The following is a 13,178-nucleotide window of genomic DNA, read 5'->3' as shown; positions in this document are numbered from 1 at the left end:
GACCACGCCCGGGGGCCTCAGGAGGGGCCCGAGGGGGTCCTGGCCATGGCCGCCACGAAGGCGCGCTCGACATCGGCCGTGGAGAGCACCCCGTAGACCTCGCCGGTCTCCTCGACCACCAGGTACTCGGTGGCCGGGGTGGCCCGCAGGGTGTCCAGCAGTTCCTCGCCGGTGAGCTCGGCGGAGACCCGCATACCGTCCTTGAGGTCCTGGGCGAGACCGCTGACCGCGACCCAGGGGCGGCGGTGCTCGGGGACACCCACGATGGCCGCCTCGCGCACCACGGCGGTCGGGGCGCCGTGGCCGTCCACCACGACCAGGGCCCGGGCCCCGGCCTCGTTCGCCCGGCGCAGCGCCTCCGAGAGCGGGGTGTCGGCCGCCACGGGGACGGCGCGCCGGGTGAGCGTACGGGCACGCAGGTCCGGCAGCCGCTCCCGCAGCCGGGCCATCCGCAGGCTGTTGCCCGCGCCGGTCCAGATGATCGCGGCGAGTATGGCGGCCAGCAGCGCGTCGGTGAGCGAGTCGACGCTGCCGAAGCTCTTGGGCTCCTCGCCCAGCCCGCCCGCCTGGGTGAGCAGCGGCAGTCCGACCAGCACCGCCACGGCGAGCGCGCGGCCGCTCCAGGCCGCGGCGACGGTGCCGGTCATGGGCCTGCCGCTGATCTTCCAGACGACGGCGCGCAGCATCCGCCCGCCGTCCAGCGGCAGCCCGGGCAGCAGGTTGAACGCGGCCACGATCAGGTTGGAGATCATCAGCCCGGCGAGCAGCACCCCGGGCACCGTGCCGGGCTCCACGACCATCATGCCCAGGTAGAACACACCCGCCAGGACCAGCGAGAGCAGCGGGCCGACGAAGGCGAGCACGAACTCCCGGCCGGGGGTCTCGGTCTCCTTCTCGATCTCCGAGACCCCGCCGAAGAACTGGAGCTGGATCCGGCGCACCGGCAGCTTGAAGCGGAGCGCGGCCACGGTGTGGGCGAGCTCGTGCACCAGCACCGAGGCGTAGAAGGCCACCGCGAAGAAGAGCGAGACCAGGTAGCGGGCGGCGCCGAGCTCGGGCAGCACCCGGTCGAGCTGGCCGCCGAAGACCCAGGTGATGAGGGCGGCGACCAGGAACCAGCTGGGCGAGACATACACGGGCACGCCGAAGGGCCGGCCCATGAGAAAGCCGCCGCCCACGTCGCGTGGGCGCGGCTGCTTGCCGCCCTCGGGCTCGGTCGCGCGGTCCGATTCCCCGTTGTCGGACTGCCGCTGCCCGCTGTTGTCCACGGTGTCCCCTCGTCGGATGCTCGGTCGCACCCTTCTTTTTGATACGGTCCCCACGATCATGCAGTGCCGGGGGCTCGAACGTCGATGGTATGCGTCCGGCTGTCGGTGGCGGGTCGTAGGGTCTTCGCCATGGGAACCACCACGGGAACCACCACCGGGAAGGCCGAACCCTCCGACGGGCCACCCAAGTCCGGCCCCGCCGCCTCGTTGTCACCCTCACGGGCGGCCGATTTCATGCGGTGCCCGTTGCTGTACCGCTTCCGAGTGATCGACAAACTGCCGGAGAAGCCCAGCGCGGCGGCCACCCGCGGCACCGTGGTCCACGCGGTGCTGGAGCGGCTCTTCGACGCCCCGGCCGCCGACCGCACCGCGCCGCGGGCCCGGTCGATGGTGCCGGGCGAGTGGGAGCGGCTGCTGGCGGCCAAGCCGGAGCTGGCGGAGCTGTTCCAGGAGGAGGACGGCACTCCGGCGCCGGACCGGCTGGCCGAGTGGCTGACGGGGGCCCAGACGCTGGTGGAGCAATGGTTCTCGCTGGAGGATCCGACCCGTCTGGAGCCCGCGGAGCGCGAGCTGTTCGTGGAGACGGAGCTCGAGTCCGGGCTGACGCTCCGTGGAATCATCGACCGGATCGACATCGCTCCCACCGGTGATGTGCGGATCGTGGACTACAAGACGGGCAAGGCCCCCGCGCCGCAGTACGCGGGCGAGGCCCTGTTCCAGATGAAGTTCTACGCGCTGGTGGTGTGGCGGCTGCGCGGGGTGATCCCGCGGCGGCTCCAGCTGGTCTATCTGGGCAGCGGGGATGTGCTGACGTACGACCCGGAGGAGCGGGATCTGCGGGCCGTGGAGCGCAAGGTGCTGGCGCTGTGGGAGGCGATTCGGCTGGCCACGGAGACCGGTGCCTTCGTGCCCCGGCAGACCAGGCTCTGCGGCTGGTGCGACCACCAGGCACACTGTCCGGAATTCGGGGGTACGCCGCCGCCGTATCCGCTGGCGGTGGTGCCTGTGCAGAATTGAGGCAGCCGCGTAGCGGCCCCTGAGGGTGGTGGTGGGTGACGGGCAAGAAAAGAGGTGCCGCGTAGCGGCCCCTGAGGGTGGTGGTGGGTGACGGGCGGGCAGAATGGACGCGGTCTAGGAGAGGGAGTTCCCGTGGCGATCCGCGTCCTACTGGTCGATGATCAACCGCTGCTGCGCACCGGATTCCGGATGATTCTGGAGGCGGAGCAGGATCTGGCGGTCGTCGGTGAGGCCGGGGACGGTCTACAGGCCCTCGACCAGGTGCGGGCGCTCCAGCCCGATGTGGTTCTGATGGACATCCGGATGCCGCGGATGGACGGCGTGGAGGCGACCCGTCAGATCACCGGCCCGGGGCGGGACGGCCCGGCCAAGGTGCTGGTGCTGACCACCTTCGACCTGGACGAGTACGTGGTGGAGGCGCTGCGCGCCGGGGCCAGCGGCTTCCTGCTGAAGGACGCGCCCGCCACCGAGCTGGTGCAGGCCATCCGCGTGGTGGCGGCGGGCGAGGCGATGCTGGCGCCCAGCATCACCCGCAGGCTGCTGGACAAGTATGCCGGGCATCTGCCGTCGGGCGAGGAGCCGGTGCCGGACACCCTGCACACGCTGACCGAGCGCGAGGTCGAGGTGCTGAAGCTGGTGGCCCGGGGGCTGTCCAACGCGGAGATCGCCGCGGATCTGTTCGTCAGCGAGACCACGGTCAAGACGCATGTGGGCCATGTGCTGACCAAGCTGGGGCTGCGCGACCGGGTGCAGGCCGCCGTCTACGCCTATGAGAGCGGGCTGGTCCGCCCCGGCGCGCAGTAGGCACCACCGGAGCGGCTCGGGGTGACGGGGGCGGCCGGCCGGTCGTCCCCGTCAGTCCGTCAGCTGTCGGACGACTTGCCGATCTCCCAGAAGCGGAAGACCGTCGAGGAGTCGAGGGTCCACTGGAGCCCGGTGATGTCGTCCTGGGCCACCGCGTACTGCTTGCCCTGCCACAGCGGGAGCATCGGCACCTCGTCCGCGATGATGTCCTGGATCCGCTGGAAGTCGCCGACCGTGGCCTCGCGGCTTGGCTGCTCGGCGGTGGCGGGGATGAGCTGCGCGGTCAGCCGCGGCGAGGTGTAGTGGTTGGCCAGGACATTGCCGGCGCCGAAGAACGGGGCGACGAAGTTGTCCGGGTCCGGGTAGTCGGGCACCCAGCCCTTCACATAGACGCCGTACTTCCCGTCGGCCACGCCCTTCTCGTACGTGGCGACGTCCGCGCTCTTCACATCGACGTCGAACAGCCCGCTGGCGTTGAGCTGCTCGGCGATCCGGCGCAGCCCCGGGACGGTGCCGGGGCCGTAGCGGATCGGGGTGCCCCACAGGGTCAGCTTGACCTTGCCGGAGATCCCCTCCTCCCGCAGCGCCTGCTTGGCCTTCTCGGGCTGCGGGCGGTCGCCGTACTTGTCGTAGAAGGCGGTGTTGTGGCCGGTGATACCGGCCGGGACCACCGAGTACAGCGGCTCGGCGGTGCGCTTGTAGACGTCCCGCACCAGGGTGGAGCGGTCGATGAGGTACGCCATGGCCTTGCGCACCCCGAGCTTGCCCGCCACCGGGTCCTTCATGTTGAAGACCAGGTGCTGGACCTCGGCACCAGTGCCCTCGACCACGTTCAGGCTCTTGCCGCCGCCGAGGCTCTGCGCCTGGAGGTCGGCGAGGTCGCGCATGGCCAGCCCGCGGTAGGCGAGGTCCACATCGCCCTTCTGCACGGCGGACTTCAGCGGCGCCTGCGCGCCGTGGAAGAACTTCAGGGTCAGCCCGGAGTTCTTCGGCTTGGCGGGCCCCTGGTAGTCGCCGTTGACGGAGAAGTCCGCCTTGTCCTTGGTGAAGGAGTTCAGCTTGTAGACGCCGGAGCCGACCGCCTTGTGGTCCGTGCGCAGCTTGTCGGCCGGGTACTCCTCGTGGTCCACGATGGATCCGGCACCGGAGGCGATCTTCTGCGGGAAGGTCGCGTCGGAGTCCTTCAGATGGAAGACGACGGTCCGCTTGTCCGGGGTGTCGATGCTCCCGATGGAGGTGAGCATCAGCGCCGGGCCGTTGGGGTCATTGATCCGCTTGGTGCGCTCGAAGGAGTACTTGACGTCCTCGGAGGTGAGCGGATGGCCGTCGGTGAACTTCAGGCCGTTCTTCAGCGTGCAGGAGTAGACCCGGCTGGTGCTGTCCTTGAAGGAGCACTTCTCCGCCGCTTCCGGCTGCGGGGTGGTGCTGCCCTTCGGGAAGCTCAGCAGCGACTGGAAGACGTTGTTGAACAGCAGCCAGGAGCCGGGGTCGTAGCCCGACGCCGGGTCGGTGGCGAGCACCTCGTCCGACATCCCCATGACCACGTGCTCGCCGGTGCCCGCCGCGTCCCCGTCCTCACTGCCGCAGCCGGTGAGCAGCGCGGCGGCCAGTCCCGCCCCGAGGGGCGCTGCCAGCCACTGATCACGTTTCCTCAACGGTATTTCCTCACACACTCGACGTCTTCGTGTCCGGCCCCCGTAAGTCGTTCTCAGTCGCCCTTACCGAGCTCCCACAGCTGGAGCATGGTCGAGGAGTCGAAGGCGTACTCGGCGCCCGTCACGTTCCCGCGGGCGGCCACGTACGTGTTGCCCTGCCACAGCGGAAGGTAGGGCACATCGCTGGCGACGGCGTTCTGGATGGACTGGTAGTCCTTGTCGGCGAGGCTGCGCTGGGCCTCCTGCCGGGTCTTGGGGATCAGCTCGTCCTGGATGGTGCGGTTGCGGTAGGGCGAGTTGAGGAAGTTGTCCTTGGTGAGGAACGGCGCGGTGTAGCTGTCGGGATCCGGGAAGTCGGGGAGCCAGCCCATCCCGGAGGCGGAGAACTGGCGCTTGACGAGCGCGGGGCGGAAGTCCCGCCACGGGTAGCCCTTGATCGTCACGGAGAACAGTCCGCTGGCGTTGAGCTGCTTGCGCAGCTCCTTGAACTCCCCGGCCGTCTCCGGGCCGTAGTGGTCGGTGGTGTAGGTCAGCGTCAGCTTCACCGGGGTGTCGATACCGGCCTGGTTCAGCACGCGCCGGGCCTCATCGGGATCCGGGTCGCCGTACTCGTTGTGGAACGAGTTGATGTGCGAGGAGATGCTGGTGGGGATCATCGAGTAGAGGGGCTCGGCGGTCCGCTTGTACACATCGCGCACCAGCGCCTGGCGGTCCACGAGATGGGCGATGGCCTGCCGGACCGCCTTGTTCTTCACCGTTGGGTCCGAGGTGTTGAAGACCAGGTAGCGGATGCCCTGGCCGGAGGACTCGAAGAGGCGGACGCCCTTGATCTCGCCCTTGTTGAGCCTGTCGATCTGCTCGGGCGCGAAGCCGCGGTGGACCACGTCGATATCGCCCTTGACCAGCGCCTTCTCCATGGTCGACGCGGAGTCGTAGAACCGCATCTCCACCTTGCCGGCCTTCGGCTGGACATCGCCCTTGTAGTGGGAGTTCTTGGTGAAGACGACCTTCGTCAGCCGGTTGTCGCGCACCTCGGTCTTGGCGCTGTACGGGCCCGAGCCGGTCATATCGAAGCCGTCGCGCAGCGCGTCGGGCTTGTAGACCTCGCTGTCCAGGATCGCGGCGGCCGGGGTGGTGAGCTTCGACGGGAAGGTCGCGTCCGGCTGCGAGAGGTGGATGACGATCTCGCGGTCGCTGGGTGTTTCGATCTTGTCCACGTTGGACAGCAAGGACTTGGTGCCGTTGGGGTCGTCGATGCGCAGCACCCGCTCGAGGGAGAACTTGACGTCCTTCGAGGTGAGGTCGTGGCCGTTGGAGAACTTCAGCCCGTCGCGCAGCGTGCAGCGGTACTGCTCGCTCTGTCTGTCCTGGAAGCCGCATTTCTCGGCCGCGTCGGGTATCGGCTCGGTTCCGGAGCGGGGCAGCCGCATCAGCGTCTGGAAGGCGTTGTGCAGCACGCTCCAGGACGCGAAGTCGTAGGCCAGGGCGGGGTCCAGCGGCGCGGGCGCCGCCTTCGACGCCTCTATGCGGTCCGTGCTGCCCAGGACGAGCGTCTTGCCGTCCGAGCCCGAGCCGTCGGTACCACCGCACGCGGCGAGCGTGGAGATCAGGAGGCCGGCCACGGCCGGCAGCACCAGCGACTTGCGCGTCATTGTCGGGAGTCTCCCTGCCATCGATCAACTACTCGCGACGAGATTAGTCCGCGGTGCCAGTGATACTCAGACACAACGAAGTTGAGGCGATATCACGCCCCGATAACGAGCGATCATCGACCGATATCCGGACGTGGCCGCGATTCGTACGCCATGCCACCAATCCGGACACAAGGGCTCACCCAAAACGCACCAGACGGGACGCGCGACCGTCAGCCACCGCACGCGTCTACGGCATATGCAGTGATAAACATCACGTTCCGTTGTCGCCAACGGAACGTGAAAACTCCACCCGCGCTATTCAGTTTGTCATTTACAGGAATACGCTCGGTGCGCGATCAGTGCACCGCCGTGACCAGAGTGCGCAGAAAATCGAGATCGACTTCTTCGAGCGAGCCGATGACCGTACGCCCCGCCGCGGGCTCGATCGGCACCACGGACGGCACCGCGACCACCCGGCACCCGGCCGCCTCCGCGGCCCGTACGCCCGTGTCGGTGTCCTCGATGACCACGCACCGCCCCGGCTCGGCGGCCAGCCCGGCCGCGGCGAACAGATAGGGGTCCGGATGCGGCTTGGTCCGCCCGACCTCGTCGCCCGCCACCGTCAGGGCGAAGTGCTCCGGGCCGAGCGAGCGCAGGACGCGGTCCATCACCCGCCGGTGGGAGGCGGAGACCAGGGCGGTGGGGATGGAGTGCGCGGCCAGCTCGGTGAGCAGCCGGCGGGCTCCGGGCAGCATCGGCACACTGCCGTCGATCAGCTCGGTGAAGCGGCTGTTGAGCAGGCCGGTGAGCTCGGCGAGGGCGATCTCGGCGCCGGTGGCCTCGATCAGGAACTGGGCGCTGCGCGACATCGGACCGCCCACCACGACCTGGCGGTACTCCTCGGCGAGGGCGTGCCCGAGCTCGGCGAAGATGGAGACCTCCGCGTCCCACCAGATGCCCTCGGTGTCGACCAGGGTGCCGTCCATGTCGAGCAGAACGGCTTGCAGAGCCGAGCCTTCGGCCGTACGAGTGTCGACGGCGGGGATGCTGCTGGTCATCCAAACACCTCCGGATAAGGGGCACGAAGGCCGGCCCCCTTCCGCTGACGGGAAGGCGACCGGCCTCTACCGGATCGACCAGTCTACGTCGCGCCGCGCCGGCGCGCCCGGTGAGAGCCCAAGGCGGTCACAGAAGGCCGCCGGAGGGCTACCCCGCGTCTACCGCGCGTTGAAGTACTTCGCCTCCGGGTGGTGGATCACGATGGCGTCCGTGGACTGCTCGGGGTGGAGCTGGAACTCCTCCGAGAGCTTCACCCCGATCCGCTCCGGCCCCAGCAGATCGGCGATCTTCGCGCGGTCCTCCAGGTCGGGGCAGGCGCCGTAGCCCAGCGAGAAGCGCGCGCCGCGGTACTTCAGCGCGAACATCTCCTCCATCTCGCTCGGGTCCTCACCGGAGAAGCCCAGCTCGGCGCGGACCCGGGCGTGCCAGTACTCGGCCAGCGCCTCCGCCAGCTGGACGGACAACCCGTGCAGCTCCAGGTAGTCGCGGTAGGAGTCGGCGGCGAACAGCTCGGCGGTGGCCTCGCCGATCTTCGAGCCGACGGTGACCACCTGGAGGCCGACCACGTCGGTCTCGCCGGACTCCTCCGGGCGGAAGAAGTCGGCCAGGCACAGCCTGCGGCCGCGGCGCTGGCGCGGGAAGGTGAAGCGGGTGCGCTCGCTGCCGTCCTCGTTCAGCAGGACCAGGTCGTCGCCCTTGGAGACGCACGGGAAGTAGCCGTAGACGACGGCCGCCTCCAGCAGGTTCTCGGTGTGCAGCTTGTCGAGCCAGCCGCGCAGCCGCGGACGGCCCTCGGACTCCACCAGCTCCCGGTAGCTCGGCCCGTCGCCGGTACGGGCCTCCTTGAGCCCCCACTGGCCCTTGAACAGCGCGCCCTCGTCCAGCCAGGAGGCGTAGTCGGCCTGCTGGATGCCCTTGACCACGCGGGTGCCCCAGAAGGGCGGGGTGGGCACGGGGTTGTCGGTGGCCACGTCGGACCGGGACGGGCCCTCCGGCTCCGGCTCGGTCACGGACACGTCCCGCTTGGGCACCCGGCGCTGCCGGAGCTCGGGGAGCGTGGCGCCGGGCACCCCGCGCTTGACGGCGATCAGGGCGTCCATGAGCCGCAGCCCCTCGAAGGCGTCGCGGGCGTAGCGCACCTCGCCCTCGTAGATCTCGTGCAGATCCTGCTCGACATAGGCCCGGGTGAGCGCGGCGCCGCCGAGGATGACGGGGTAGTCGGCGGCCAGCTTGCGCTGGTTGAGCTCCTCCAGGTTCTCCTTCATGATCACGGTGGATTTGACCAGGAGGCCGGACATGCCGATGACGTCGGCGCGGTGTTCCTGGGCGGCCTCCAGGATCGCGGAGACCGGCTGCTTGATGCCCAGGTTGACCACGTTGTAGCCGTTGTTGGACAGGATGATGTCCACGAGGTTCTTACCGATGTCATGGACGTCGCCGCGGACGGTGGCCAGCACGATGGTGCCCTTGCCCTCGTCGTCCGACTTCTCCATGTGCGGTTCCAGATGGGCGACCGCGGTCTTCATGACCTCGGCGGACTGGAGGACGAACGGCAGCTGCATCTGGCCGGAGCCGAACAGCTCGCCGACCACCTTCATGCCCTCCAGCAGCGTCTCGTTGACGATGTCGAGGGCGGGGCGCTCCTGGAGGGCCTCGTCGAGGTCGGCCTCCAGGCCGTTGCGCTCGCCGTCGATGATGCGGTGCTTGAGGCGCTCCTCCAGGGGCAGCGCGGCCAGCTCCTCGGCCTTGCCCGCCTTGAGGGACTTGGCGGTGGCGCCCTCGAAGAGCCCCATCAGCTTCTGGAGCGGGTCATAGCCCTCGGCGCGGCGGTCGTAGATCAGGTCCAGGGCGGTCTTGACCTGCTCCTCCTCGAACCGCGCGATCGGCAGGATCTTGGAGGCGTGCACGATGGCCGAGTCCAGGCCCGCCTTGACGCACTCGTCGAGGAAGACGGAGTTGAGCACGATGCGGGCGGCCGGGTTGAGACCGAAGGAGATGTTGGACAGACCCAGCGTGGTCTGGACGTCCGGGTGGCGCCGCTTGAGCTCGCGGATCGCCTCGATGGTGGCGATGCCGTCCTTACGGGACTCCTCCTGACCGGTGCAGATGGTGAAGGTCAGGGTGTCGATGAGGATGTCCGACTCGAGGATGCCCCAGTTGCCGGTCAGGTCGGCGATCAGCCGCTCGGCGATCTCCACCTTCTTCTCCGGCGTGCGGGCCTGGCCCTCCTCGTCGATGGTCAGCGCGATGAGGGCGGCGCCGTGCTCCTGGGCCAGCCGGGTGACCTTCGCGAACCGCGACTCGGGGCCGTCCCCGTCCTCGTAGTTGACGGAGTTGATGACCGCGCGTCCGCCGAGCTTCTCCAGCCCGGCCCGGATGACGTCGACCTCGGTGGAGTCCAGGACGATGGGGAGGGTGGAGGCGGTGGCGAACCGCCCGGCCAGCTCCTCCATGTCCGCGACGCCGTCCCGGCCGACGTAGTCCACGCACAGGTCGAGCAGATGGGCGCCCTCGCGGATCTGCTCGCGGGCCATCTCCACGCAGTCGTCCCAGCGGGCCTCCAGCATGGCCTCGCGGAACTTCTTGGAGCCGTTGGCGTTGGTGCGCTCGCCGATCGCCAGGTACGAGGTGTCCTGGCGGAACGGCACGGTCTGGTAGAGCGAGGCGGCGCCGGGCTCGGGGCGCGGGGTGCGCTCGGTGGGGGTCAGCTCGCGGACCCGCTCGACGACCTGGCGCAGATGCTCGGGCGTGGTGCCGCAGCAGCCGCCGACCAGGGAGAGCCCGTACTCGCGGACGAAGGTCTCCTGGGCGTCGGCCAGCTCGCCGGGGGTGAGGGGGTAGTGGGCACCGTCCTTGCCCAGCACCGGGAGGCCGGCGTTGGGCATGCAGGACAGCGGGATCCGGGAGTGGCGGGCGAGATGGCGCAGGTGCTCGCTCATCTCGGCGGGGCCGGTGGCGCAGTTGAGGCCGATCATGTCGATGCCGAGCGGCTCGAGGGCGGTGAGCGCCGCGCCGATCTCGGAGCCGAGCAGCATGGTGCCGGTGGTCTCGACGGTGACCGAGCAGATCACCGGGAGGTTGGCGCCGGTGGCGTCGAGGGCGCGGCGGGCGCCGATGATCGAGGCCTTGGTCTGGAGCAGGTCCTGGGTGGTCTCCACCAGGAGGGCGTCCGCCCCACCGGCGATCATGCCTTCGGCATTGGCCTGGTAGGCGTCGCGGAGGACGGTGTAGGGGGCGTGGCCGAGGGTGGGCAGCTTGGTGCCGGGGCCCATGGAGCCCAGCACCCAGCGCTGGCGCCCGTCGGCGCCGAACTCGTCGGCGACCTCACGGGCGATCCGGGCGCCGGCCTCGGAGAGCTCGTGGACGCGGTGGGCGATGTCGTACTCACCGAGCGCCGCGTGGTTGGCGCCGAAGGTGTTGGTCTCGACGCAGTCCACGCCGGCGGCGTAGTACTCCTCGTGGACCGAGCGGACGATGTCCGGGCGGGTGATGTTGAGGATCTCGTTGCAGCCCTCGAGCTGCTGGAAGTCGTCGAGACTGGGCTCCTGCGCCTGAAGCATCGTCCCCATCGCGCCGTCGGCGACCACTACTCGGGTGGCCAGCGCTTCGCGGAGCGCGTCGGCTCGGGCGGCGGATGTGGGCGATGGCGTATGAGAGGCCATGGATGTGCTCCCTGGAGTGCGACGGCTGTCGGCTTTGCGCCCTCCCCTGGGGACGGCGCACCACGCCAGGGTAGCCGCCAGTGGTCATTTCGCGAGGGTCGGTCCATCACCCGGGATGAGCGGGGCCGATCGGCCCCCGGTGAATCCATTGATCGCCGACACACGGCCGCCTGGTACCACGCAGTCGGCATGGACCGATAGTGTTCAGCATTGTCGAACCGCAGTCAGGAGGTTGGCGATGGCCCGGAACATCCAGTCGTTGGAGCGCGCCGCCGCGATGCTACGCCTGCTCGCCGGTGGTGAGCGACGTCTGGGACTGTCCGACATCGCCTCCACCCTGGGGCTGGCCAAGGGCACCGCGCACGGCATATTGCGCACCCTCCAGCAGGAGGGCTTCGTGGAGCAGGACGAGGCGTCCGGCCGCTATCAGCTCGGCGCGGAGCTGCTGCGCCTGGGCAACAGCTATCTGGACGTGCACGAGCTGCGCGCCCGCGCCCTGGTGTGGGCCGACGACCTGGCCCGGTCCAGCGGCGAGAGCGTGTACCTGGGCGTGCTGCACCAGCAGGGCGTGCTGATCGTCCACCATGTCTTCCGGCCGGACGACAGCCGCCAGGTGCTGGAAGTCGGCGCGATGCACCCGCTGCACTCCACGGCCCTGGGCAAGGTGCTCTCCGCCTACGACCCGGTCGCGCACAGCGAGGTGACCGAGGTCGACCGCAAGGCGTTCACGCCCCGCACGGTGACCGGGGAGCGCGAGTTCGAGGACGTGCTGGACCTGACCCGGGCGCGCGGCTGGGGCTGCGACGTGGAGGAGACCTGGGAGGGCGTGGCGTCCGTCGCGGCCCCCATCCACGACCGGCGCCGGCTGCCCGTGGGCGCGGTGGGGATAACGGGCGCGGTCGAGCGGGTGTGCGCGGACGGGGAGCTGCGCTCGGAGCTCGTGGCCGCCGTACGGGACTGTGCGCGCGCCGTCTCCCGGGACCTGGGTGCCCTGCGTTTCTGAATCGTGCCAACGCGTGTGGATCTGCCCCCATATCCCCGCATGACCTGCTTCATCACGGTTTCACATACGCGCAATTTTTCCTTCACACGACCCTTGACGGGGTCTTCGGCGTGAAGAAAACTGCCGTTCATCGGTCGGCATTGTCGAACACCTGACGACAATATTCGCTATGGTGGACTCGCCGCGGGCCGACCAACGCCCTCCCACGAGGGCGCGGACCACCGGAAGCCCCGGGGGTTCGCCTTCCCCTGGACGAAGGACAAAGGAGTCGCGGGTGTCCAGCTCCGACATCTTCATCGGCGAGACCATCGGTACCGCCGTTCTCATTCTGCTCGGCTGCGGTGTCGTCGCCGGCGTTGTGCTGAAGCAATCCAAGGCGTTCGAGGCCGGGTGGGTCGCCATCACCCTCGGGTGGGGCTTCGCCGTGCTCACCGGCGCCTATATCTCCGCACCGCTCTCGGGCGCGCATCTCAACCCGGCGGTGACGGTCGGCCTCGCCATCGAGGGCGGCGTCGAGTGGAGCAAGGTGCCCATCTACTTCCTCGGGCAGATGCTCGGCGCGGTGATCGGCGCCTCGCTGGTGTGGCTCGCCTACCTCGGCCACTTCCACGCCCATCTCACCGACCGCGAGATCGTCGGCGGCCCGGGCGCCCAGGACACGGTGGCGGCGGACAAGCAGCAGGCCAGCGGCGCCGGCCCGGTGCTGGGCGTCTTCTCCACCGGCCCGGAGATCCGGAACGTCGGTCAGAACCTCGCCACCGAGATCATCGCCACGGCCGTGCTGGTGCTCGCCATCCTCACCCAGGGGCTCAACGGCGACGGCAAGGGCCTCGGCGTCATCGGCGTCATGATCACCGCGTTCGTGGTGGTCGGCATCGGCCTCTCGCTCGGCGGCCCGACCGGTTACGCCATCAACCCGGCGCGTGACCTCGGCCCCCGGATCGCCCACGCCCTCCTGCCGCTGCCCAACAAGGGCGGCTCGGACTGGGGCTATGCCTGGATCCCCGTCGTCGGCCCGCTCATCGGCGGCGCCATCGCGGGCGGGATCTACGAGATCGCCTTCGCCTAGTCCACCC

The 13,178-nt window shown here is 69.5% G+C and carries 9 protein-coding genes; 4 read left to right on the top strand and 5 right to left on the bottom strand.

The annotated features are described in order from the left end of the window. Nucleotides 1-17 precede the first annotated feature (17 nt). Nucleotides 18-1,268 carry a site-2 protease family protein gene (locus KHP12_RS39035; protein ID WP_037956467.1) on the bottom strand — a complete coding sequence of 417 codons (1,251 nt, stop codon included), beginning with the start codon at nucleotides 1,266-1,268 and terminating at the stop codon, nucleotides 18-20. A 129-nt stretch (nucleotides 1,269-1,397) separates the two neighbouring features. On the opposite strand from KHP12_RS39035, the gene KHP12_RS39030 reads away from it, so the two are divergent. Together KHP12_RS39030 and KHP12_RS39025 are read left to right on the top strand one after the other, a co-directional pair. Next, nucleotides 1,398-2,285: a RecB family exonuclease gene (locus tag KHP12_RS39030; RefSeq protein WP_372455260.1), complete on the top strand. Its 888-nt coding sequence runs from the start codon at nucleotides 1,398-1,400 to the stop codon at nucleotides 2,283-2,285. 132 nt (nucleotides 2,286-2,417) lie between these two features. Next, a complete protein-coding gene (locus tag KHP12_RS39025; RefSeq protein ID WP_009719179.1) occupies nucleotides 2,418-3,089 on the top strand; it encodes a response regulator in 672 nt (223 codons plus the stop codon). Nucleotides 3,090-3,148: 59 nt separating this feature from the next. On the opposite strand, the gene KHP12_RS39020 is transcribed toward KHP12_RS39025, so the two are convergent. From KHP12_RS39020 to metH, 4 genes are all read right to left on the bottom strand, one after another. Further along, entirely contained in the window at nucleotides 3,149-4,744 is a 1,596-nt protein-coding gene (locus KHP12_RS39020; protein WP_086879695.1) for an ABC transporter substrate-binding protein, read from the bottom strand. Nucleotides 4,745-4,797: 53 nt separating this feature from the next. Beyond that, a complete protein-coding gene (locus KHP12_RS39015) occupies nucleotides 4,798-6,396 on the bottom strand; it encodes an ABC transporter substrate-binding protein (RefSeq protein ID WP_086879694.1) in 1,599 nt (532 codons plus the stop codon). Between the two features lie 338 nt (nucleotides 6,397-6,734). Continuing rightward, on the bottom strand, nucleotides 6,735-7,436 hold the full coding sequence (locus KHP12_RS39010; RefSeq protein WP_037956472.1) for an HAD family hydrolase: 702 nt from the start codon (nucleotides 7,434-7,436) through the stop codon (nucleotides 6,735-6,737). A gap of 159 nt (nucleotides 7,437-7,595) precedes the next feature. Further along, the gene (metH, locus tag KHP12_RS39005) at nucleotides 7,596-11,099 is read right to left on the bottom strand and encodes a methionine synthase (RefSeq protein ID WP_086879693.1); all 3,504 of its coding nucleotides are present in this window, start codon (nucleotides 11,097-11,099) and stop codon (nucleotides 7,596-7,598) included. Nucleotides 11,100-11,337: 238 nt separating this feature from the next. On the opposite strand from metH, the gene KHP12_RS39000 reads away from it, so the two are divergent. Next, on the top strand, nucleotides 11,338-12,102 hold the full coding sequence (locus KHP12_RS39000) for an IclR family transcriptional regulator (RefSeq protein ID WP_037956481.1): 765 nt from the start codon (nucleotides 11,338-11,340) through the stop codon (nucleotides 12,100-12,102). Between the two features lie 274 nt (nucleotides 12,103-12,376). Further along, the gene (locus KHP12_RS38995) at nucleotides 12,377-13,171 is read left to right on the top strand and encodes an MIP/aquaporin family protein (RefSeq protein ID WP_037956482.1); all 795 of its coding nucleotides are present in this window, start codon (nucleotides 12,377-12,379) and stop codon (nucleotides 13,169-13,171) included. The last annotated feature ends 7 nt before the right edge of the window (nucleotides 13,172-13,178 follow it).

This window comes from Streptomyces asiaticus (assembly GCF_018138715.1).
Taxonomy (GTDB): Bacteria; Actinomycetota; Actinomycetes; order Streptomycetales; family Streptomycetaceae; genus Streptomyces; species Streptomyces asiaticus.
Note: the sequence above shows the minus strand (reverse complement) of the source record. Positions and strands in the feature narration are given on the sequence as shown.